Origin of the sequence: Streptomyces sp. 7-21 (genome assembly GCF_016741785.1) — a bacterium.
GTDB lineage: Bacteria > Actinomycetota > Actinomycetes > Streptomycetales > Streptomycetaceae > Streptomyces.
Genome location: NZ_JAERRL010000001.1, coordinates 114,839 through 134,866, shown reverse-complemented (window position 1 = coordinate 134,866; position 20,028 = coordinate 114,839). Strand labels below are relative to the sequence as shown.

The window sequence follows — 20,028 nt, the reverse complement described above, 5'->3', positions numbered from 1 at the left end:
CGGCGAGACCCGCGAGAAACCCGCTGAGACCCGTGAGAGGAGCTGCCATGCGACGCCCAGCCGCGACGCCCGCCGCCGAGGAGCACTGCCGCGTGCTGCTGGAGGCGCTGCGGCGCTTCCAGCAGCACGGCCTGGCGGACGCCGCCGCCTGGGGGCGGGAGCTGGCCCGCGTGCTGCCCGCGGGCGGCCGCCTGCTGGCGGCGGGCAACGGGGGCAGCGCCGCGCAGGCGCAGCACCTGACGGCCGAGCTGGTGGGCCGCTACGCCGCCGACCGGCGCCCGTACTCGGCCCTCGCGCTGCACGCCGAGACCTCCAGCGTCACCGCGATCGGCAACGACTACGGCTTCGACGAGGTGTTCGCCCGGCAGGTCGCCGCGCACGGCCGCCCCGGCGACGTGCTGATGCTGCTGTCGACGTCCGGCCGCAGCGACAACCTGCTGGGCGCGGCGACCGCCGCCCGCGCCGCCGGGGTGCGGGTGTGGGCGCTCACGGGACCCGCGCCCAACCCGCTGGCGGCGCAGGCGGACGCCGTGCTCAGCGTCGAGGCGGCCAGCACCGCGGCCGTGCAGGAGACGCACCTGGTGGCCGTGCACGTGGTGTGTGAGGCGTTCGACGAGGCGCTCGCCGCCACCCGCGCGCCGGAGCGCACGCCCGCGGCGGCGCGCCCCACCGCCCGGCCCGCCCGCCCCGCCGTGTCCCGAACGGAGGCGCCATGACCCTCACCGACCGCGGGTCCGCCCCGCAGCCCATCGCCGTCGTCGGCGACCTGCTGCTCGACCAGGACGTCGAGGGCGGCGCCACCCGGCTCGCGCCCGACGCGCCCGTGCCCGTCGTCGCGGTCTCGGGCGAGCGGTCCCGCCCCGGCGGGGCCGGGCTCGCCGCCGCGCTCGCCGCGCGCGGCGGCCGCGAGGTCGTGCTCGTCACCGCGCTCGGCACCGACCGCGCGAGCGAGACCGCCCGCGCCCTGCTGCCGCCGGGCGTGCGGCTGGCGGCGCTGCCGCTGGACGGCACGCTGCCGGTGAAGTCGCGCGTGCTGGCCGGCGGCCGGCCGGTGGTGCGGATGGACAGCGGCGGCGGCACCCCCGGCCCGCCCGGCGCCGCCGCGCGCGAGGCGCTGCTCGGCGCCCGCGCCGTGCTGGTCGCCGACTACGGGCAGGGCACGGTCGCGGCGGTGCGGGCGCTGCTGGCGGAGGCGGCCCGCAGGGTGCCGGTGGTGTGGGACCCGCACCCGCGCGGCGGGCGGCCGGTGCCGGGGGCGCGGCTGGTGACCCCGAACGAGCGGGAGACCACGGCGTTCCTGCGCCAGCTGGCGGAGCGCCGCCCCGGCACCCGCCTGCCGGTCGCCGACGACGACACCACGCTGCGCGCCCACAGCCTGCGCGGCGCGCTGCTGGCCGAGAGCTGGCGGGCGGCCTCGGTCGCGGTGACGCTGGGCGAGCGGGGCGCGGTGCTGACGCGCGCCCGCTGCGACGACCCGCTGTACGTGCCGGTGACGGCGGCCAGCGACGGCGACCCGTGCGGCGCGGGCGACTGCTTCGCCGCCACGGCCGCCGGGGTGCTCGCCGACGGCGGGCTGCCGCCGGAGGCAGTGGGGCGGGCCACCGAGGCGGCCTCCGCGTTCGTCGCGGGCGGCGGTGCGGCCGCCGCCTGGCAGCAGGGGCCCGCCGGCCGCGACGGCGGCGGGCCGGCCGCGCCGCGCCACCACGGCGGCGACGCGCGGGCGCTGGTGGACGCGGTGCGGGCGCGCGGCGGCACGGTCGTCGCGGCCGGCGGCTGCTTCGACCTGCTGCACGCCGGGCACGTGCAGTTCCTGGAGAACGCCCGGCGCACCGGCGACTGCCTGATCGTGTGCCTCAACTCCGACGCCTCGGTGCGGCGGCTGAAGGGGCGCGGCCGGCCGCTGAACCCGGCCGCCGACCGGATCCGGGTGCTGGCCGGGCTGGGCTGCGTGGACGCCGTGGCGGTCTTCGACGAGGACACCCCGGAGCGGCTGCTGCGGCGGCTGCGGCCGGACGTATGGGTCAAGGGCGGCGACTACAGCGTGCGGGACCTGCCGGAGGCCGCCGCGCTGCGGGAGTGGGGCGGGCAGACCCTGGTGCTGCCCTACCTGGACGGCCGCTCCACCACCGAGCTGGCCCGCCGCGCCGCCGGCGCCCACCAGTGACGGCCCGGCCCCGCCTCCTGGTGCTGCGGGCGCTCGGCCTGGGCGACCTGCTGACGGCGGTGCCCGCGCTGCGCGGGCTGCGGCGGGCGTTCCCCGGGCACACGCTGGCGCTGGCGGCGCCCGCCGCGCTGGCCCAGGCCGCGGCGGCGACCGGCGCCGTGGACGAGCTGCTGCCCGCCGCCGCACCCGGCCGGGGCGTGCCCGGGGTGCTCCCCTGGCCGCACGGCCGGCCGCCCGAGGTGGCCGTGGACCTGCACGGCAGCGGCCCCGCGAGCGTCGCGCCGCTGCGGGCGCTGCGGCCCGGCCGCCTGCTGGCGTACGCGGCACCGGCGGGGCCGCGCTGGCGGGCCGACGAGCACGAGCGGGACCGCTGGTGCCGCCTGCTGGCCTGGCACGGCATCCCGGCCGACCCGGGCGACCTGCGGCTGGCGCCCCCGCCCGGCGTCCGCTCCCCCGCGCCCGGCGCGGTGGTGCTCCACCCGGGCGCGGACGCGGGGGCGCGGCGCTGGCCGGCGGAGCGCTTCGGCGCGGTCGGGGGCGCGCTGCGCCAGGCGGGGCTGCCCGTGGCCGTCACCGGGGGGCCGGGCGAGGAGGACCTGGTGCGGCGGGTCGCGGCCCTGGCCGGCCGGGGGCCGGAGGTCACCACCGCCGTCGGCCTGCCGTTCCCGCGCCTGGCGGCCCTGGTGGCGGCGGCGCGCGCCGTGGTCGTCGGCGACACCGGGATCGCGCATCTGGCCACGGCCCTGGGCACGCCGTCGGTGGTGCTGTTCGGCCCGGTGTCGCCGCGGCTGTGGGGGCCGCCCGCCGCTGCGCGCCACCGCGTGCTGTGGCATCCCGGCCCGGCCGGCCGCGCACCGCGTCCCGGCGACCCCCACGGCACCCGCCCCGACCCCCGGCTGCTGCGCATCACCCCGGCGGAGGTGCTCGCGGCGCTCGGCGCCGTGCTCGGCGCGCCCGCGCCCGGCCCCGCCGCCGCGGCGTAACCGCCGGGGGACGGCGGGGCTAGCCGACGTAGCGGCGGGCGCGGGAGGCCCGCTGCGGCCCGTCGAGCAGGCGCAGCCGCGCCTCCACCTCCGGCGGCACCACGCGGCGCTCGCGCAGCAGCCACGGCAGGCCGCCCAGCGCGCGCAGCAGCGCCGCGCCGGTGGCGGCGTCACGCGGCACCTCACGCAGCAGCCCGGCGGTGCGGCGCAGCGCGGCGGCGGGCGGGCGGCGCAGCCAGGTGGTCCACAGCGTGTTGCGGATGCCGTCGGCGCGGCGGCGGGTGGGGTCGCGCAGCGCGGACGGCGCGTGGTGGACCGTCAGCGACTCGTCGAACACCAGCCACCAGCCGCGCGCCTGGAGGTCGGCGGCCAGCAGCTCCTCCTCGCCGCCCAGCCACAGCCGGTGCGAGAAGCCGCCCGCCTCGCGGAACGCGCCGGTGCGCAGGACGGTGGCGGCGGCCAGGAACGAGCCCAGCGCCGGCCCGGGCAGGCCATCGGGGCGCGGCAGCGGCGAGTCGCGCAGCTCGGCGACGATGGGGTCCTCTTCCCCGGAGGGCTCGACGACGATGCGCGCGGTCACGGCGGCCACCTCCGGGTGGGCGTCGAGCAGGTCGGCGGCGCGCGCCAGCGAGCCGGGCGCCCACCAGGTGTCGTCGTCGCAGAACGCCGTGTAGGGCGTGGTGACGTAACGGACCGCCAGGTTGCGGCCGACCGCGCCGAGGTTGCTGCCCGGCGTGAGCACGCGGACGCCGGGGTGGCGGCGCGCGACGGCGGCGGGCAGCCCGGGATCGGCGCCGTTGTCGGTCACCACCAGCGGGGGGCGCTCGGGGAGGGCGGTCAGCCGGTCGAGCGTGTGCAGCAGTTCGGCGCGCCGGCGGTGGGTGATGAGGACGACGGCGACGCGGTCATCGCCGGGCGTGGGCATCGGCGCGGGTGTGCGCATGGGCTGCCTCCAGGTGTTCGAGGAGCTGGACGTCGCGTTCCACCGGGCCGGGCAGCGGCCGCCGGGCCCGCAGCGCGGCGGGGAGCCGGGCGGCGGTCTGCCGCAGGGCGCGGCGGGCGGCCGCGTCGCCGGCCGCGTCCCGGGCCAGGCGGGCGGTGTGCCGCGCGGCGACGGGCAGCGGGCGGCGCAGCCAGGCGGTGAGCGTCTCGTTGCGGCGTACCAGGGCGCGGCGGCCGGGGCGTTCGCCGCCGGCGGGCGCGTGCACGGCCACCACCTCGGGGGCGTAGCAGACCAGCCAGCCGGCGGCGGCGAGGTCGTAGGCGAGGAGCGTCTCCTCGGCGCCGAAGAACAGCAGCGGGTGGTAGCCGCCGACGCCGAGGAACGCCGCGCGCCGCGCCACGGCGGCGCAGCCGAGGAAGCCGAGGACGCGGGGGCCCGGCAGCGCGGGCGGCTGGCCGGGGGCGGGCAGCGGGGAGGCGGCCAGGGCGTCGTTGAGCGGGTCGGGGGCGCCGCCGGGCGCGACGGTGACGCGGGCGGCCAGCAGCCCGATGCGGGGGTCGGCCTCCAGCAGCGCGACGGCGCGGGCCAGGGCGCCGGGCTCCCACCAGGAGTCGTCGTCGCTGAACGCCACGTACGGGTACGGGGAGGCGCGCACGCCGTCGTTGCGGGCCAGCGCGCCCCGGTTGGCGGGCAGGCGCAGCAGCCGCGCGGCGGGGTGGCGGGCGGTCACGAGTGCGGCGGTGCCGTCGGCCGAGGCGTTGTCGACGACGGTGACCGCGGGGCGTTCCGGCAGCCCGGCGAGCCGGTCCAGCGTGCGGGCCAGTCCGGCGGCGCGGTTGCGGGTCGCGATGACCACGTCGACGGGCACCCCGGCGGGCGCGTCGACGGGCGCGGGCACAGGCGGCACGCGGCTGCGGGTGCCCCGGGCCCGGCGCGCGAAACGTTTGGCCGCGCCGGGGCGCGGGGACCCGGTGCCGGTGACACGCCCAGGTGACCGCCCGGCTGACCGCCCCGGTGGCCGGACCCTGGTGACCGGCTGGTTCAGCCTCCTGCACGGCGAGGCCACGGCCGGGGACGTGATGGCGCTCGCGCGCGTGTGCGCCGTGCTCGACGCGCGGGGCGAGCCGTACGACGTGGCGTGGAGCCCTGGCTTCGCGCCGGAGCGGATGTCGCTGGACGACGCCGACCCGGCCGCCTACCGGCGCCTGCTGTTCGTGTGCGGGCCGCTGCACGGGCCGGGCATCGCCGCGCTGCACCGGCGGTTCGCGCACTGCCGGCGGATCGCCGTGGGCACCTCGGTGATCGACCCCGCCGACCCGGCGGTGACCGGCTTCCACGAGGTGCTGGCGCGCGAGCCGGGACCGGACCTCGCGCTGCGCGCCCCCGCGCCCGCGCGCACGCCGGTGGTCGGCGTGGTGCTGACCGAGGGGCAGCACGAGTACGGCGGGCGGCGGCTGCACGAGCCGGTCGCGCGGCGCGTGACGTCGTGGCTGGCGCGCACCGACTGCGCCCCGGTGGTGCTGGAGACGCGCCTGGACAGCCGGGACGGGCGGCTGTGCGCCTCGCCCGGGCAGCTGCTGTCCGCGCTGGGCCGGCTCGACGCCGTGGTCACCAGCCGCCTGCACGGCCTGGTCCTGGCGCTGCGCGCCGGGGTGCCGCCGCTGGCCGTCGATCCGGTGCGCGGCGGCGCCAAGGTCACGGCGCAGGCCCGCGCCTGCGGCTGGCCCGCCGTGGTGCCGGGGGAGACGCTGGCCGATGACCCGGCGGCGGGCGAGCGGCTGCTGGCGGACTGGCTGGGGTGGTGCCTGACGCCGGAGGCCGCCGCCACCGCCGCCGGCCGCCTGTCCGCCCTCACCGCCGCCCCCGATGCCGCCGACGGGCTCCCCGCGGCCTGAGCGCGGGGTTACGCGGGCGGCGGGGCGGGGCACCCGGGGTGCCGGATCTGCCGTCGACGTGCCGTGCTGAACGGTGCAGGAGGTGAGGAGGGTGCCCGGTCGCGAGGAACTGCCGTCCACCCTGGAGCGCTCCCCGGCGGGGGCGCAGCGCACGTGGATCAAGGCGCACGACTCCGCCGTGCGGCAGTACGGGGAGGGCCAGCGCGCCCACCGCGTCGCCTACGGGGCGCTGAAGCACAGCTACGAGAAGGTCGGCGACCACTGGGAGCGCAAGGAGGGCGGCCGCAAGGGGCCGTCGGATCCGCAGTCGGCCCGGCCGCGTCAGCGCGGCGGCCGCAGCGGCCAGGGCGTCGACGAGCAGGCGTCCCGGCAGCACCTGTACGGGGTGGCGAAGGAGCTGGGTATCCAGGGCCGTTCGCGGATGGACAAGGCCGGGCTGCTGGCGGCCATCAGGAAGGAGAACCGCTCCCGTACCCGCTCCGCCCGCCGCCGCTGACGCAGGCCGCGCAAGCGGCGCAAGCGGCGTGCGGGCCGTCCGGCCGGTTTGCCGGGCGGTCCGCACGCCGCTGCGTGCGTCGTGGGTCAGCCGGCGGGCTGCCGCTCCTCGGCCCCGCCCGCCTCGCGTTCCAGCTCCGCGTCGAACTCCAGGCCCAGCAGGATCGCGATGTTGGAGATCCACAGCCAGACCAGGAAGACGATGATGGCGGCGAAGCTGCCGTAGGTCTTGTCGTAGCTGCCGAACGAGGCGACGTACAGGCCGAAGGCGGCGGAGGCCGCCAGCCACAGCAGCACGGCCAGCAGGCTGCCGGGCGTGACCCACCGGAAGCCGTGCCGGACGTTCGGGGCCGCCCAGTAGAGCACGGCGATGACGAGCGCGACGAGCAGCAGCAGCACCGGCCATTTGGCGGTCTGCCACACCGTCACCGCGGTGTCGCCCACCCCCAGGATCTGCCCGGCCCGGCGCGCCAGCGTCCCCGTGAAGACGACGCCGACGGCGATGGCCCCGGACAGCAGGACGACGGTCAGCGTCAGCGCGAGCCGCGCCGGCAGCGTCTGCCACGGCGGCCGCCCCTCCCCCACCCCGTACAGGGCGTTCGCGGCCCGCATGAACGCGCCGACGAAACCGGAGGCCGACCACAGGGCGAGCAGCACGCCGAAGGCGAGCGCCACCCCGGCCGCGCCCTGCCGGCCCTTCATGTGCTCCAGCATCGAGGTGAGGGTGTCGCGGGCGGGCCCGGGGGCCAGCGTGCCCACGTTGTCGATCATCGGGTCGATGGCCGAGCTGCCGATGACGCCCAGCACCGACACCAGCGCCAGCAGCCCGGGGAAGACGGCCAGCACACCGTAGTAGGTAAGGGTGGCGGCCCAGTCCGTTACGTTGTCGGCCCGGAACCGCTTGCCCGTCCGCTTCAGCGCCTGCCCCCACGAGCGGCGGCCCGGAAAGGCCGGCCCCGGGGCGCCCGCCCCGCCGCCGGGGCGGGCGCCCGCGGCGTCAGTCCCCATGGGCGCCGCCGGTGCGCTCGCGCACGCCCCGCGCCGCCTCGCGCGCGGCCTCCCGGGCGTTCTCCTGGGTGTGCTCGCGCAGGTGCTGCATGGACTGGCGCGCCGAGTCCTTGGCGGGCCCCACGTAGGGCTGGGCGCGGTCGGCGGCCTTGGCCGCGGCCCGTTCCTCCGCGGAGGTCTCGGGCAGCGCCGCGCCGGCCAGCACTCCGGCACCGAAGGCGATGAGCCCGGCGGTCACCGGGTTGCCCTCGGTCTGCCGCGCCGCCTGGCCCGGTGCGCCGCGCGCGGTCTCGCGGATGTGCTGGCCGGTCTGCCGGGCCTGCTCGCCGCCCTGCGAGGCGGAGCCGGACATCCGCTCGCGCAGGCCGTGCGTGCCGCCGCGGAAACGGTCCGCCTGGTGGCTGGCCTTGCCGCGGAAACGGTCCGCCTGGCGGCTCGCGGCCTTGCCCGGGCTGACGCGGTCGGCCAGCCGGTCGAGGTCGGCGGTCAGCTGCTCGCGGGTGCGGGTGATCTCGTCTCTCAGCTGCTGCGGTGACGTGCCCATCGCGCGTTCTCCTTCATGGATGCCAGGGTCTGGTCGGGTTTGGGCGACACCCGCCGCATGCGCGAGCGCGCCATCAGGTACAGGGCGGCGCCGATCACGGCCCAGACGAGGGTGACGATCAGCGCGGCCCAGGCCGCGTCCATGACGTTGTCCAGCGCCGCCCACGCCGTCAGCGACAGGAAGACGGCGACCATGTACCCGGCGAACCCGGCGCCGCCGAACATCCCGGCGGCCTTGCCCGCCGACGCGGCTTCCTGCCGCATCTCGGCCTTGGCCAGCTCGATCTCCTGGCGGAACAGCGCCTGGACGTCGGAGGTGACGGCCGAGACCAATGAGCCGATCGAGCCGTCGTGCGGGCGCTCCTCGCGGGTGTGCTGCTCGGTGGTCGCCATCAGCCTTCCTCCTTCCGGTGCGCGGTCTGCGCCAGGCCGGCCTTGGCCACGCGGCCGAGCGCGAAGCCCGCCAGGGCCGCGCTGCCGAGGAACGCCGCCGGACGCTCGCGGGCGAATCCGCGCAGGTCTTCGGCGACCCCGCCGGTGCCGCGCTGTTCGAGGTAGTCGGCGGCGCGGTGGCCGCCGTCGGCGGCACGGGAGACGAGGCCCCGTGCGGGCGAGTCGCCGGGCGCGCGCTCCGCCATCCCGGCCAGGTCGTCGGCCCACTTCCGCACGGTCGCCGCGGCCTGCTGGGCCTGCGCCTCCCCGGGCGGGGAGTGCTCCTGCCCGCCGGACCCGGTCTCACCGCCGGCCGGCCGCGGCTGCCCGGACTGCTGGGGCTGCGGTGGTTCTGTGCTTCTGGGGGTGTTGGGGCTCTGCGTCATGGGTCTCTCCGTGTGACCTTGTCGGGTGCCCCGGCGCGGGGCGACGCAGGGCGGGTAACCGCCCCCTGACGGACAAAACAGCACAGAACCCCCGGCGTGGCGGGGCTCCGGCGCCCGCCGTTACCGCGCGCCGCGGTCCCGTTCCCCGGCGAGGCGCTGGGCGAGGTCGTCGCGGACCAGGCCCGCGCGGTGGACGGCGCCCGTCCGGTAGGCGGTGCGGCCGACGACCTGTCCGGCGATGGGGGCCGTCACCATCTGGAAGACCACCACCAGCACGAGCACCGTGGCGTACCGGGGCGGCAGCCGCACCGCCGTGCCGAACAGGATCAGCAGCAGCCCGAGGTTCTGCCCCTTGGCCGCCGCGTGCAGCCGCCCGAGGGTGTCGGGGAACCGCAGCAGCCCCACCGCCGCCAGCAGGCACAGCACCGCGCCGGTCAGCAGCAGCACGGCGCAGACCACGTCACGCACCGCGTCCAGCACCCCGCTCACCGCAGGTCCTCCCGCTCCTCCACCAGGTGCGCGGCGGCGACCGTGCCGACGAACGCCAGCAGCGCGACGACGACGAGCAGCACGGCGGCCCGCGGCTCGTCCAGCACCAGCAGCCCCACCGAGATGGCGCCCACGATGAGCGTGATCACCACGTCCATGGCGATGATCCGGTCCAGCAGCGCCGGACCGCGCACTGCGCGGACCAGCGTCAGCGCGCCCGCCGCCGACAGCAGTGCCAGCACAGTGACGTACACGGCGGTCACGCGCCGCTCCCTTCTCCGGCAGCTCCGGCAGCTCCGGCAGCCCCGGCAGCCCCGGCGGCCCCGGCATCCCGCGGGCGGTACCCGAGCGCCCGCACCACCTCCCGCTCCGCCCGGCGGACCTTCTCCCGCCGCGCGGCGACCCGCCCGCCGCTGGCGGGCAGCTCGTGCACGTACAGCAGCAGCCGGGCGCGGTCGATCTCCAGCACCATCGACCCGGGCGTGAGGGACGTGAGCAGCGACGTCATCGTCACCACCAGGTCGCTGTCGGCGCGCAGCGGCACCTCGACGACGGCGGAGCGCACCCGGTCGCCGTGGCGCACCACCGCCCACGCCAGGGCGACCGCCGAGCCGGCGGCGTCCGCGAGCAGCCGCAGCGCCAGCTGGGCCAGCGGCAGCGGGCGCGGCACGACCAGGGGCACCACGCGCGGCATCGGGAACGCCGCCACCACCCCGACGGCCACCGCCAGGCCGCTGAGCAGCACCGCGGCGCTCAGCGTTCCCCACAGCAGCAGCCACAGCAGCAGCAGCCAGGCCACCAGCGGCAGCCGGTGCCAGGAGGTCATCCGGTTTCCTCTCCCTCGACGGCGGCGCGGTACTGCTCCGGCCGCAGCAGCTCTCCGGCGGCGCGGTCGGCCGCGTCCGCCAGCGGCCCGGCGCAGACGGCGACCGTGACGCCCGACAGCACCATCACGGCGCTGGCCGCCACCGTCAGCGGGGGCGGGCGGCGGGCCCGCCCCGACGCCCGCGGCACGGACTCGTCCGACCAGAACACCGCCCGCCACAGCCGGAGCATCGCGTACAGGGTCAGCAGGCTCGTCAGCAGCGCCGCCCCGGCCAGGACGTACCCGGCGGCGCCGCCGTCCGCGGCCGCCGCACGCAGCAGCGCCAGCTTGGCCACGAAGCCGGAGAACGGCGGCACGCCCGCCAGGCTCAGCGCCGGCAGCAGGAACAGCGCGGCCAGGGCGCGCGGCGCCAGGCCGCGCGCCCCGCCCTCGGCCATGCGGTGCAGCGCGGACGTGCCCGTCACGGCGATGACGAGCCCGGCCACCAGGAACAGCGACGCCTGCACGATGATGTGGTGGACGACGTAGAGGATGCTGCCGGCCAGCCCCGCCGCGTCGAACAGCGAGAGCCCGAAGAGCATGAAGCCGACATGGCTGACCAGCGTGAACGACAGCAGCCGGTTGACGTCGTCCTGCGCGAGCGCGCCGAGGATGCCCAGCAGCATCGTGACCACGGCCGCCACCGCCACCACCGTCCAGGTGTCCTCGCGCGGGAACAGCAGCGTCTGGGTGCGGACCATGGCGTAGATGCCGACCTTGGTCAGCAGCGCCGCGAACACGGCGGTGATCGGCGCGGGCGCGATGGGATAGCTGTCGGGCAGCCAGAAGTGCAGCGGCACCACGGCGGCCTTGATGCCGAAGACGGTCAGCAGCAGCAGGCTCAGCGCGGTCCGCACCCCGGGGTCCAGGGCGCCGGTGCGGGCGGCCAGCTCGGACAGGCCCACGGTGCCGGTGGCCGCGTAGAGCAGGCCCAGCGCCGTGAGGAACAGCAGCGAGGAGGTCAGGCTGGTGAGCGTGTACGTCATGCCCGCGCGGGCCCGCGCCTGCCCGGAGTTGAGCGTGATCAGCACGTAGGAGGCGGCGAGCATCACCTCGAAGGCGACGAAGAGGTTGAACAGGTCGCCGGAGAGGAACGCCAGGTCGATCCCGGCGATCAGCAGCAGGTAGGCGGGGTGGAACGGGCCGGGCGCGGTGTCCGCGTCCTCGCCCGTGCCCTGCCCGAGCGCGAACAGCAGCACGGCGAGGGCGACGAGCACCGACACCGTCAGCAGCAGCGCGGCGAGCAGGTCGGCGACGAGCGCGATGCCGATCCGGGCCCCCCAGCCGCCGGCCGCGACCACGACCGTGTCGCCCGCGGCGACGACGGCCAGCAGCCCGACCGCGCAGCCCAGCGCGGCCAGCAGCACCAGCACCGTCAGCAGCCGCTGCGCGGCCGGGCGGCGGGAGAGCACCGGCGAGACGCCGGCGGCGAGAAGCGGCAGCAGCACCGGCAGCGAGACCAGGGGGGTGGCGCCGGGGGTCATTCGATGTGCTCCTCCTCGCGCTCGGCGACGCTGCCGATGAGGCGGTCCTCCAGGTCGTCCCGCACCTCGTCGTGGCCGGTCAGCCGCCAGGAGCGGTAGGCGAGGGAGAGGAGGAAGGCGGTGAGGCCGAAGGTGATGACGATGGCGGTCAGCGCCATGGCCTGCGGCAGCGGGTCGGCGAGCGGCTCGCCGCGGCCGCCGGCGTAGCCGCCGAGCACCGGGGCGCGGCCGGGCGGGCCGGCGCCGGCGAGCAGCAGCAGGTTGGTGGCGTGGCCGAGCAGGATGACGCCGAGCAGTGCCCGGGTCAGCGAGCGCTGGAGCAGCAGGTGGGTGCCGGCGGCGAACAGGCCGCCGATCGCCAGCGCCATCACGAGGTTCAGGGTCGTCATCCGCGCTGCCCCTCCCCGTTGCCCCCGCGGTCCCCGTGCCGTACCCCGGGGCTGGCCGCCGCCTCGTCCGCCAGGCGCTGGTCGTGGGCCGCGGCCACGCCGGAGGCGGCGAGCAGCTTGAGGATCACGCCGGTGACCAGCACGAACACGCCGGTTTCGAACAGCAGGCCGCTGCTGGCCTCGACGGTGCCGATGACCGGCACCTCGGCCGTCCAGGTGGCGCTGGTCAGCGGCTCCTTCCCCAGCGCCAGCGGCACGGTCTCGACCAGCGCGGCGGCGGCGAGGCCGCCCCCGGCCAGCACGCCGGGGTCGATGGGCACGGCCAGGCCCAGGTCGGCCCGGCCGCCGACGAGGAACCGCAGCACGAACGCCTGCCCGGCGACCAGGCCGGCCGCGAAGCCGCCGCCGAACCGGTCGTGCCCGGCGACCAGCAGGTACACCGCCAGCACCAGGATGGAGAAGAACAGCGGCCGGGCGGCGACCTCCAGCAGCACCGACCGTTCCGCCGCCGGCCGCTCCGCCGCCCCGGGCAGCCACTGGGCGCGCGGCTCGTCCCAGTGCGCGGCCGGGGAGCGCTGGAAGCCGGGCAGGCCGACCGCGGCGCGCCGCGGCGGGCGCGCCGGCCCCAGGGCGGGGCGGGCGGGCGCCGGGCCGGCGCCCCGCCCGCGCCACACCCGCACCAGGCTGATCACGCCGACGCCCGTCACGAACACCACGGAGATCTCGCCCAGGGTGTCGAGCGCGCGGTAGTCGCTGATCACCGAGTCGACGACGTTCCCGCCGCCCTTCTTCGCCGTCTCAGCGACCTGGTCCTCCGACAGCGCGGGCTCCTGCCGGGCGTGGGTGGCGGTGAGCGCGAAGAGCGTGGCGAAGACCCCGACCGCCGCGGCCACCGCGGGCCGCACCCAGCGGGTCGAGGCCGGGTCGCGGCGCACGGGCGTGAACAGGGGCGGCAGGCGCCGCAGCACGAGCACCATCACGACGAGCGTCAGCGACTCCACGAGGAACTGCGTCAGCGCCAGATCCACCGCGCCCTCCACGAAGAAGAACGCCCCGACCCCGTAGCCGGCCGCGCCGGTCAGCAGCACGGCGGCCATCCGCTGCCGCGTCAGCGCCGCCGCCGCGGCGGCCCCCAGCACGACGGCCGCCAGCGGCAGCTCGGCCACTGACCACCACAGCGTCAGGTCGTCCACCGGCGCGAGCGCCCCCAGCAGCGGCACCCCGGGCAGCAGCACGACGGTCAGCAGGATCGCCGTCAGGTACACCGGCAGCGAGCCGACCTGCGTCGCCCGCGTCACCCGGATCGCCGTGATCCGGACGCCCTTGAGGGTCCGGGAGTAGCCGCGCTGCGCGTCCGGCAGGCGCGGCAGCCGCGCGGCCAGCCGGCCCAGCGGCCCGCGGCCCAGGTGGAGCGCGGCGCCGCCGGCCAGCGCCACGGCGGTCAGCGCCAGCGGCACCGTCAGGCCGTGCCACGGCTTCAGCTCGTATCCGGCGCCCGCGCCGTGCGGCAGCGCGTCGGCGTAGGGCACGACGAGGTCCGCCACGGGCGCGGTCCACAGCCCGGCGGCCGCGCTCAGCGCGGCCAGCACCGCCGCCGGGAGCAGCAGCCCGGCGCCGGCGTGGCCCGGCCCGGCGGGTGCCGCCGGCTCCGGGGTCCGTGCTCGCTCCGGCTTGCGGGCGAAGGCACCCCACAGGAACCGGGCGGCGTTCGCGGCCTTCAGCGCGGACCCGGCCACCAGGCCGGCCAGCACCCACGCCTCGCCCGGCACCTCGCCGTGCAGGAACGCGTCGAACCCGGCGTCCTCGGCGAGGAAGCCCAGCAGCGGCGGCACCCCGGCCATCGAGGCGGCGGCCAGCGCCCCGGCCGCCAGCGCCCCGGGCAGCCGCCCGGCCAGGCCGGACAGGAGCCGCAGGTCGCGTGTGCCGGTGGCGTGGTCGATCAGCCCGGTGATCATGAACAGCGCGGCCTTGAACAGCGCGTGCGCCAGCAGCATGGCGGCCCCAGCGAGCGCGCCGGTGCGGGTGCCCGCGCCGAACAGCACCAGCAGCAGGCCCAGCTCGCTGATGGTGCTGTAGGCCAGCAGCCGCTTCAGGTCGGTCTCCCGCAGCGCGCGCCACGCGCCGATCACCAGCCCGGCGGTGCCGACGGCCAGCAGCACCGGCCGCCATGGCGCGGCGTCGGCGAAGCCGGGCGACAGCCGGGCCACCAGGTACACGCCCGCCTTCACCATGGCGGCGGCGTGCAGGTAGGCGCTGACGGGCGTGGGCGCGACCATGGCGGCGGGCAGCCAGCCGTGCAGCGGGAACTGCGCGGACTTCGCCAGCGCCCCGGTGAGGATGAGCGCCAGCGCCGCCGTGACCGCGCCGCCGCTGGGCGGGTCGGCGACGATGGCGGCGAGCGAGTAGCTGCCGGCCCGTTCCGCCAGCAGCACCAGGCCCAGCAGCATCGCCAGCCCGCCGCCCGTGGTGACCAGCAGCGCCTGCCCGGCGGCGCGGTGGCGTTCCTCCCCGCTGTCGCGTCCGGCGATGAGGGCGAACGAGGCGACGGTCGTCAGCTCCCAGAAGACGTACAGCACGAAGACGTTGTCGGCGAGGACGAGGCCGAGCATGGCGCCGGAGAACGCCAGCAGCAGCCCCGCCTCCCGGCCGCGCTGCTCGCGGTAGTAGGCGGCGGCGTAGGCCAGCACGAGGGCGCCGACGCCGCTGACGACGCAGACCATCAGCAGCGCCAGCGCGTCCAGGCGCAGCCCGAAGCGCAGGCCCAGCGCGGGGGCCCAGGACAGCTGCGAGGTGACCGGCCGCCCGTCCAGCACGGGCCCGGCGTGCGCCAGGGCGTAGCCGAGGGCGGCCAGCGGCGGCAGCGCGGCCACGGCCCACAGGGCGGGCCCGCGGAACCAGGCGTGACGGGAGAGCGGCGGCAGGGCGGCGGCGACGGCGAGGTGGGCGGCGACCAGCGTCAGCATGCCCACGCGCCGTTCCGGCCTGGAAGTGGAGTGTGCATCGCGTCAGGTCACCAGGGTCTGTGGGGCGGTCTCCTCGGGATCGGTCCCGGCCCGCCTCGTCTGGCGCCGCGGGCGGCGGCGGCGCTGGCGGGCGAGCGCGAGCGGGCCGCCGTCGCGGCGGGCCTGCCCGGCCGGGGCCAGCATCTCCCAGCCGGACGGGAGGCTGGCCGGCGCCACGCGGAGGCGCCGCGAGTCGGCCGGCAGATTCAGGCTTCCGCCGCTGAGGTGACCGGTGCCCGGCGCGGCGGGGCCGGGGCCGGAATCGGGGTCGCGGTCGGCGCGGTCTGCGTGGTCTGCGTGGTCTGACAAGCGGCATCCTCCGGTCGCGGCTGCCCAGGTTTCCCCCGCTGGCCGGCGGGAAACCGCCGCGCGGCAGGTGTAAAACGGCGGGGCGCGTGTACTCGGCGGGCATGAGACATGCCAGTGGGCACCACAGGACGGGGGTGCCCGACCCGGACCCGGGCACCACGGCGGGCCTTGAGCGGGGCGGCTCGGTGCCGCCGGGCGAGACGCCGCCGAGCGAATCGAGCACCTCGGGAGCGGGTCCGGAGGAGACCCATAACCCGGAGCGTGGCTGGGCGGCGGCGCCGCTGGCCGTGATCGGGGTGATGGTCGTCCTCGTCGCGGCGTTCTTCTTCGCCTACGCCGTGGTGATCGCCCTGTGAGCCGCTGAAGGGAGGCGGGTGCGAAGTGCACGAGGTCTCGGATGAACTGTGGAACGAGTTCCACCGTGTGGTGAACATGACGTCCCGCGAGCTGAGCGAGTGGCTGCGGACGAGGCCGGCGGGCGAGGACAGCGAGGAGCTGCCCGAGGACGCCTTCACCGGCAAGGGGCGCCAGGTGCTGGAGATCCTCGGCAAGCGCCGCCGGGACCTGACCGGCGAGGACATCCGCACCATGCGGCAGGTGGTGCGGATGGTGCACGACGAGCGGCGCGAGGACCTGGCCCCCAAGGCCGGGGAGGCGCACTGGCGCCACCGGCTGATGGCCGTGGGCCATGATCCGCTCAAGCCGGCCTGACCGGCGGCGCCCGCTCGCCGCCGGTGCGCTGGCGGCCCTGCCGGTGCTGGCGGGACTCGCGGGGCTGGCGGGATGCGCGCCCGGCGGCCAGGAGGACGCGGCCGGCCTGGCCGCGGCGGCGTTCCTGCGGGCGCTGCGCGACGGCGATGAGGACGCCGCCTGCCGCGCCCTGGCGCCGCGGGCCCGGCAGGCGCTGGTGAGCGCCGCGAAGGCGCCCTGCCCGCAGGCCCTGGCGGAGGCGGCCCGCAGCGCGCTGCCCGCCTCGGCCGTGCGGCAGGCGGCCGTGCGGGAGGTGGACGTGTGGGGCCGGGAGGCCCGGGTGACGGTGCGGGGGGACACGCTGTTCCTCTCGCGCTTTGACGACGGCTGGCGGGTGACCGCCGCCGGCTGCCGGGCCCGGCCGTCCGCGCCCGGCTACGACTGCGGGATCCAGGGGAGCTGAGCAGGCGATGGCCACGGTGCGCGCGCTGTTCACGCTCTGCCTGGTGCTGGTCGTGGCCGGCCTGGCGTACTGCACCGCGCTCGGCCTGCTGCACCGGTGAGGTGAGGCGGGTGCGGCGGCTGACCGGGGTGCTCCGCGACAACGGCCTCAGCCTGGCGTTTGCGGCGGCGTTCCTGCTGGTCCTGGCGGCCCAGGCGCTGGCGGGGCACGCCGAGTACAACCACACCCGGGCGGCCGGCGGCCTGGACCAGGTGACGCTGGGCGCCTACCTGACGACGTCCGACTTCGCCGTGGACGTCACCGAGAACTGGCAGTCCGAGTACCTCCAGTTCTTCCTGTACGTCTACGCGACGGTCTGGCTGGTGCAGCGCGGCTCCCCGGAGTCCAAGGCGCTGGACCGGGCGGGCCGGGAGACCGGGCGCGAGCAGCTGCTCGGGCCGCACGCCCGGCCGGACTCCCCGCGCTGGGCCCGCGCCGGCCGGTGGCGGCAGGTGCTGTACGCCAACTCGCTGGGCCTGGTGATGGGCGCGCTGTTCGTCTTGAGCTGGCTGGCCCAGTCGGTCAGCGGCCTGGCGGCGTCCAACGAGGAGCGGCTGCGGCGGTTCCAGGCGCCGCAGTCCTGGGGCGACTACGTGCTGTCGGCCGAGTTCTGGGGCCGGACCCTCCAGAACTGGCAGTCGGAGATGCTGGCGATGGTCTCGATGGTGGTGTTTTCCGTGTACCTGCGGCAGCGCGGCTCGCCGGAGTCCAAGCCGGTGGGCGCGCCGCACGACACCACCGGCATGGGCGGCTGAGCCGGAGGGTGCCAGGCATTCCCCGGCCGGAACGGGTAACCCGTCAGGTCTCCGGAGGAACGCAAGAGACACCGCAGGGCGCATCACCGGAAAGGACCCGCTGTCATGTCCGCCTGGGGCCTGCTGGCCGGCGTGCTCGGCTACGTGGCCGTCACTCTCCTGACGGCACGCGCCGCCTACGGCGGGCAGCGCGCCCGCACCCTCGAGAACGAGGCGCGGTGGCACGGCGCAGACGGCCCCATGGCGCGGTACGGGGCGAACCACCAGGCGAGCGCGCGGACCTCCCAGTGGACCTCCCAGCGGACCTCCAGCGGAAAGGAGCGAGCGCGATGACGACGCCTCGGCCCCAGCCGGAGCCGATCCCCCCGAAGCCGACGCCGCCGCCCCAGCCGGACGGCCCGAAGCCCGGCCATCCGCCGGGGCCCGGACCCGGCCCCGACGTCCCCAAGCCGCCCCCGGCCCCGGACCCCATGCCGGACCCGAACCCCACCGATTCGCCCTGCCGCTGAAGGGCAACGAACGGGGCAGGTCCCCCGCCATCCGCCGCCGCGTGGATCACGAGGGAATGGCGAGCCCGTGGGGCTATTCCGGGACTCGCTGGTAGGCGGCCAGCGTGGCCTTGTTCGTTGACGCGTCCTGGCAGATGGCCTCCCAGGGGCCCGTGTTGACGTCCATTTCCTTTCCGGAACCGACCCGCTTTCCTGCCCTGCGCCGCCCGGTCGGCTCGATGAGCATGTGTACGGCCCCGTGGTACCGGGCCCCTCGGTAGTAGCCGTCCTCAGCGGTCTGCTCTGCCCAGGTACCCGTGATGACGTTCCCCGCCACGGTCAGATCCATGCCGAGCTGCGAGTCTGCCGATCCTGGAATGCTGCGGACCGTCAGGCGACTGCCGTGCTGGAGAACGACGACATAGTGCAGCCCGGTGTGCTGCCGGACGGGGGCCTTTGCGGGAGACCGAGTGTTGTTATTGACAGGGGCATGTCGTTACCGAAGGGTAGGGCGCGTCGCGTGCGGCGCCCCGCCAGCGGGCGCCGCGCATCGCCGCTGCGAACGGAGAAGTCTTGTTCAAGCGATTCGTCCCTCCCGGGCGGCGGGGCACGGCCGCCGCGGCCGTCGCGGCCGTCGCCGCGCTGCTGGCCACGGCGCAGCCCGTCGCCGCCGCCGACACCCCCGCCGCGCCGCTGTCTGACGCCTTCGGCGACGCGGCCCGCGAGTACGACGTGCCCCGGGACCTGCTGGTCGCGGTCGGCTACGGCGAGACCCGCCTCGACGACCACGACGGCCTGCCGAGCCAGGCCCGGGGCTACGGCGTGATGCACCTCGTCAGCAACCCCACCCACCAGACCCTGGCGCTGGCCGCCGAAGAGACCGGGCTGCCCGCCGCCGAGCTGCGCCAGGACACCGCCGCCAATATCCGCGGCGGCGCGGCCGTGCTCCGCGCGTACGCCGACGAGCTGGGCCTGTCCGCCGCCGAGCGCGACGACCTGGGCGCCTGGTACGAGGCCGTCGCCCGCTACAGCGGCGCCCGCGACGACGCCGCCGCACGGCTGTACGCCGACGCCGTGTACGACCTGCTGGAGCGCGGCATCCACGCGTCCGCCGACGGCGGCGGCACGGTCACCGTCGCGCCGCGCCCGGTCGACCCCGACCGGGGCCGGTACGCCTCGGTGGACCTGGGCGTGTTCAGCGAGGACTACCCCGCCGCCCGCTGGGTCCCGGCGAGTTCCGCGAACTACCAGACGGGCCGCTCCCAGGAGATCAGCGCGGTCGTCATCCACGTCACCCAGGGCTCGTACGCCGGCACCATCAGCTGGTTCCAGAACCCGGAGTCACAGGTCAGCGCCCACTACGTGATCCGCTCCTCCGACGGCGAGGTCACGCAGATGGTCCGCGACCAGGACACCGCCTGGCACGCCCGCTCCGGCAACGCCTACAGCATCGGCATCGAGCACGAGGGCTGGGTCGACGACCCGGCGTGGTTCACCGACTCCCTGTACCGCTCCTCCGCCGCGCTGACGCGGCACCTGACCGAGCGGTACGGCATCCCCCGGGACCGGGAGCACATCCTGGGCCACGTCGAGGTGCCGGGCAACGACCACACCGACCCGGGCCCGAACTGGGACTGGGACTACTACATGCAGCTGGTGGGCGGTGACGCGGGCGATCCCGCCCCGCCGCTGGACTTCGACGCCTACCCGGACCTCGCCTCCGGCGCGACCGGGCCCGAGGTGGAGGCGCTCCAGTACCTCCTCAACCAGCACGGGTACGGCGCGGGCGAGGTCGACGGCGACTTCGGCCCCCGCACCGAGGAGGCCGTCCGCGCCTTCCAGGCCGTCGTCGGGCTGAGCCCCAGCGGCCAGGTGGACCAGCGGACGTGGACGGCGCTGCTCGCGGCCGGCGCCACGCCGCTGCTGAGCGAGGGCAGCACCGGCGAGGCCGTCTCCCGGCTCCAGCGGGCGCTGACCGCGGCGCTCGGCGAACCGGTGTCCGTTGACGGCATCTTCGGGCCGGAGACCGACGCGGCGGTGCGCGCGTACCAGGACAGCCGGGGCCTGGACGTTGACGGCGCCGTCGGCCCGGAGACCTGGGGCGCGTTGCAGTCCGGCAGCTGAGGCGGCCGCCGGCCGCGGCCCCCGGGCGGGCCCGCCGCAGGGGAACATCCCTCGCCTGGCCGCGTCACCGCCGCCGCACCGG

24 protein-coding genes and 1 pseudogene are annotated in these 20,028 nt (G+C 77.3%); 11 read left to right on the top strand and 14 right to left on the bottom strand.

The genetic code is table 11. The features are described 5' to 3' along the window. Window positions 1-47: 47 nt before the first annotated feature. From JK356_RS00610 to JK356_RS00600, 3 genes are read left to right on the top strand one after another with little or no spacing between them, the layout of a single operon-like run. On the top strand, window positions 48-716 hold the full coding sequence (locus JK356_RS00610) for an SIS domain-containing protein (protein ID WP_201865447.1): 669 nt from the start codon (window positions 48-50) through the stop codon (window positions 714-716). After that, the gene (gene rfaE2 / locus JK356_RS00605) at window positions 713-2,164 is read left to right on the top strand and encodes a D-glycero-beta-D-manno-heptose 1-phosphate adenylyltransferase (protein WP_201865446.1); all 1,452 of its coding nucleotides are present in this window, start codon (window positions 713-715) and stop codon (window positions 2,162-2,164) included. The genes JK356_RS00610 and rfaE2 overlap by 4 nt, the downstream gene beginning before the upstream one ends. Further along, window positions 2,161-3,147: a glycosyltransferase family 9 protein gene (locus JK356_RS00600; protein ID WP_201865445.1), complete on the top strand. Its 987-nt coding sequence runs from the start codon at window positions 2,161-2,163 to the stop codon at window positions 3,145-3,147. The genes rfaE2 and JK356_RS00600 overlap by 4 nt, the downstream gene beginning before the upstream one ends. Window positions 3,148-3,166: 19 nt before the next feature. Here JK356_RS00600 and JK356_RS00595 read toward each other — a convergent pair whose 3' ends face one another. Further along, a complete protein-coding gene (locus tag JK356_RS00595) occupies window positions 3,167-4,090 on the bottom strand; it encodes a glycosyltransferase family 2 protein (RefSeq protein ID WP_236670532.1) in 924 nt (307 codons plus the stop codon). Then, window positions 4,053-4,997, bottom strand: a complete 945-nt coding sequence (locus JK356_RS00590; RefSeq protein WP_307815339.1) for a glycosyltransferase — start codon at window positions 4,995-4,997, stop codon at window positions 4,053-4,055. Before JK356_RS00590 ends, JK356_RS00595 begins: the two co-directional genes overlap by 38 nt. Before the next feature lie 172 nt (window positions 4,998-5,169). Between JK356_RS00590 and JK356_RS00585 the strand changes: the two genes are divergently transcribed. Continuing rightward, window positions 5,170-5,985 carry a polysaccharide pyruvyl transferase family protein gene (locus JK356_RS00585; RefSeq protein WP_236670567.1) on the top strand — a complete coding sequence of 272 codons (816 nt, stop codon included), beginning with the start codon at window positions 5,170-5,172 and terminating at the stop codon, window positions 5,983-5,985. Window positions 5,986-6,076: 91 nt separating this feature from the next. Then, window positions 6,077-6,481, top strand: coding sequence for a ChaB family protein (locus tag JK356_RS00580; protein WP_201865442.1), 405 nt, complete (start codon window positions 6,077-6,079; stop codon window positions 6,479-6,481). An 86-nt stretch (window positions 6,482-6,567) separates the two neighbouring features. Here JK356_RS00580 and JK356_RS00575 read toward each other — a convergent pair whose 3' ends face one another. From JK356_RS00575 to JK356_RS00525, 11 genes are all read right to left on the bottom strand, one after another. After that, a complete protein-coding gene (locus tag JK356_RS00575; RefSeq protein ID WP_201865441.1) occupies window positions 6,568-7,488 on the bottom strand; it encodes a YihY/virulence factor BrkB family protein in 921 nt (306 codons plus the stop codon). Continuing rightward, window positions 7,478-8,032 (bottom strand): DUF3618 domain-containing protein, encoded by a 555-nt coding sequence (locus JK356_RS00570; protein WP_201865440.1) that lies wholly within the window; start codon window positions 8,030-8,032, stop codon window positions 7,478-7,480. The genes JK356_RS00575 and JK356_RS00570 overlap by 11 nt, the downstream gene beginning before the upstream one ends. After that, window positions 8,008-8,424, bottom strand: coding sequence for a phage holin family protein (locus JK356_RS00565; RefSeq protein WP_201865439.1), 417 nt, complete (start codon window positions 8,422-8,424; stop codon window positions 8,008-8,010). Before JK356_RS00565 ends, JK356_RS00570 begins: the two co-directional genes overlap by 25 nt. Then, window positions 8,424-8,849 (bottom strand): hypothetical protein, encoded by a 426-nt coding sequence (locus JK356_RS00560; protein WP_201865438.1) that lies wholly within the window; start codon window positions 8,847-8,849, stop codon window positions 8,424-8,426. Before JK356_RS00560 ends, JK356_RS00565 begins: the two co-directional genes overlap by 1 nt. A gap of 120 nt (window positions 8,850-8,969) precedes the next feature. Continuing rightward, complete coding sequence (mnhG, locus tag JK356_RS00555; RefSeq protein WP_307815338.1) at window positions 8,970-9,338, bottom strand: monovalent cation/H(+) antiporter subunit G; 369 nt, start codon at window positions 9,336-9,338, stop codon at window positions 8,970-8,972. Continuing rightward, window positions 9,335-9,601 carry a monovalent cation/H+ antiporter complex subunit F gene (locus JK356_RS00550; RefSeq protein ID WP_201865437.1) on the bottom strand — a complete coding sequence of 89 codons (267 nt, stop codon included), beginning with the start codon at window positions 9,599-9,601 and terminating at the stop codon, window positions 9,335-9,337. Before JK356_RS00550 ends, mnhG begins: the two co-directional genes overlap by 4 nt. After that, the gene (locus tag JK356_RS00545; RefSeq protein ID WP_201865436.1) at window positions 9,598-10,164 is read right to left on the bottom strand and encodes a Na+/H+ antiporter subunit E; all 567 of its coding nucleotides are present in this window, start codon (window positions 10,162-10,164) and stop codon (window positions 9,598-9,600) included. The genes JK356_RS00550 and JK356_RS00545 overlap by 4 nt, the downstream gene beginning before the upstream one ends. Further along, window positions 10,161-11,687, bottom strand: a complete 1,527-nt coding sequence (locus JK356_RS00540) for a proton-conducting transporter membrane subunit (RefSeq protein ID WP_201865435.1) — start codon at window positions 11,685-11,687, stop codon at window positions 10,161-10,163. Before JK356_RS00540 ends, JK356_RS00545 begins: the two co-directional genes overlap by 4 nt. Then, complete coding sequence (locus tag JK356_RS00535) at window positions 11,684-12,076, bottom strand: Na(+)/H(+) antiporter subunit C (protein WP_201865434.1); 393 nt, start codon at window positions 12,074-12,076, stop codon at window positions 11,684-11,686. Before JK356_RS00535 ends, JK356_RS00540 begins: the two co-directional genes overlap by 4 nt. Beyond that, complete coding sequence (locus JK356_RS00530) at window positions 12,073-15,039, bottom strand: Na+/H+ antiporter subunit A (protein ID WP_236670564.1); 2,967 nt, start codon at window positions 15,037-15,039, stop codon at window positions 12,073-12,075. The genes JK356_RS00535 and JK356_RS00530 overlap by 4 nt, the downstream gene beginning before the upstream one ends. Before the next feature lie 42 nt (window positions 15,040-15,081). Then, on the bottom strand, window positions 15,082-15,387 hold the full coding sequence (locus tag JK356_RS00525) for a hypothetical protein (RefSeq protein WP_201865432.1): 306 nt from the start codon (window positions 15,385-15,387) through the stop codon (window positions 15,082-15,084). Between the two features lie 101 nt (window positions 15,388-15,488). On the opposite strand from JK356_RS00525, the gene JK356_RS00520 reads away from it, so the two are divergent. The 5 genes from JK356_RS00520 (at window position 15,489) to JK356_RS00500 (ending at window position 17,667) form a co-directional block, all read left to right on the top strand. Next, window positions 15,489-15,743 (top strand): DUF6480 family protein, encoded by a 255-nt coding sequence (locus JK356_RS00520; RefSeq protein ID WP_201865431.1) that lies wholly within the window; start codon window positions 15,489-15,491, stop codon window positions 15,741-15,743. A 25-nt stretch (window positions 15,744-15,768) separates the two neighbouring features. After that, on the top strand, window positions 15,769-16,098 hold the full coding sequence (locus tag JK356_RS00515; RefSeq protein ID WP_307815336.1) for a DUF3140 domain-containing protein: 330 nt from the start codon (window positions 15,769-15,771) through the stop codon (window positions 16,096-16,098). Continuing rightward, complete coding sequence (locus tag JK356_RS00510; protein ID WP_201865430.1) at window positions 16,076-16,540, top strand: hypothetical protein; 465 nt, start codon at window positions 16,076-16,078, stop codon at window positions 16,538-16,540. The genes JK356_RS00515 and JK356_RS00510 overlap by 23 nt, the downstream gene beginning before the upstream one ends. 110 nt (window positions 16,541-16,650) lie before the next feature. Next, window positions 16,651-17,334: a DUF6766 family protein gene (locus JK356_RS00505; protein ID WP_307815335.1), complete on the top strand. Its 684-nt coding sequence runs from the start codon at window positions 16,651-16,653 to the stop codon at window positions 17,332-17,334. A gap of 105 nt (window positions 17,335-17,439) precedes the next feature. Next, window positions 17,440-17,667 carry a hypothetical protein gene (locus JK356_RS00500; protein ID WP_201865429.1) on the top strand — a complete coding sequence of 76 codons (228 nt, stop codon included), beginning with the start codon at window positions 17,440-17,442 and terminating at the stop codon, window positions 17,665-17,667. Window positions 17,668-17,916: 249 nt separating this feature from the next. Here the strand turns inward: JK356_RS00500 and JK356_RS00495 are convergent. After that, a pseudogene (locus JK356_RS00495) lies at window positions 17,917-18,261 on the bottom strand (XRE family transcriptional regulator); the annotation flags it as partial. A gap of 134 nt (window positions 18,262-18,395) precedes the next feature. Between JK356_RS00495 and JK356_RS00490 the strand changes: the two are divergent. After that, entirely contained in the window at window positions 18,396-19,946 is a 1,551-nt protein-coding gene (locus JK356_RS00490) for a peptidoglycan-binding protein (protein ID WP_201865428.1), read from the top strand. Window positions 19,947-20,028: the final 82 nt, after the last annotated feature.

Bases quoted from the DNA above. Each gene is read 5' to 3' on its own strand.
- JK356_RS00565 (WP_201865439.1), bottom strand. From the start codon at position 8,424: ATGGCGACCACCGAGCAGCACACCCGCGAGGAGCGCCCGCACGACGGC.
- JK356_RS00610 (WP_201865447.1), top strand. From the start codon at position 48: ATGCGACGCCCAGCCGCGACGCCCGCCGCCGAGGAGCACTGCCGCGTG.
- JK356_RS00560 (WP_201865438.1), bottom strand. From the start codon at position 8,849: ATGACGCAGAGCCCCAACACCCCCAGAAGCACAGAACCACCGCAGCCC.
- rfaE2 (WP_201865446.1), top strand. From the start codon at position 713: ATGACCCTCACCGACCGCGGGTCCGCCCCGCAGCCCATCGCCGTCGTC.
- JK356_RS00595 (WP_236670532.1), bottom strand. From the start codon at position 4,090: ATGCGCACACCCGCGCCGATGCCCACGCCCGGCGATGACCGCGTCGCC.
- JK356_RS00585 (WP_236670567.1), top strand. From the start codon at position 5,170: ATGGCGCTCGCGCGCGTGTGCGCCGTGCTCGACGCGCGGGGCGAGCCG.
- JK356_RS00500 (WP_201865429.1), top strand. From the start codon at position 17,440: ATGTCCGCCTGGGGCCTGCTGGCCGGCGTGCTCGGCTACGTGGCCGTC.
- JK356_RS00530 (WP_236670564.1), bottom strand. From the start codon at position 15,039: ATGCTGACGCTGGTCGCCGCCCACCTCGCCGTCGCCGCCGCCCTGCCG.
- JK356_RS00535 (WP_201865434.1), bottom strand. From the start codon at position 12,076: ATGACGACCCTGAACCTCGTGATGGCGCTGGCGATCGGCGGCCTGTTC.
- JK356_RS00575 (WP_201865441.1), bottom strand. From the start codon at position 7,488: ATGGGGACTGACGCCGCGGGCGCCCGCCCCGGCGGCGGGGCGGGCGCC.
- JK356_RS00510 (WP_201865430.1), top strand. From the start codon at position 16,076: ATGATCCGCTCAAGCCGGCCTGACCGGCGGCGCCCGCTCGCCGCCGGT.
- JK356_RS00545 (WP_201865436.1), bottom strand. From the start codon at position 10,164: ATGACCTCCTGGCACCGGCTGCCGCTGGTGGCCTGGCTGCTGCTGCTG.
- JK356_RS00520 (WP_201865431.1), top strand. From the start codon at position 15,489: ATGAGACATGCCAGTGGGCACCACAGGACGGGGGTGCCCGACCCGGAC.
- JK356_RS00570 (WP_201865440.1), bottom strand. From the start codon at position 8,032: ATGGGCACGTCACCGCAGCAGCTGAGAGACGAGATCACCCGCACCCGC.
- JK356_RS00540 (WP_201865435.1), bottom strand. From the start codon at position 11,687: ATGACCCCCGGCGCCACCCCCCTGGTCTCGCTGCCGGTGCTGCTGCCG.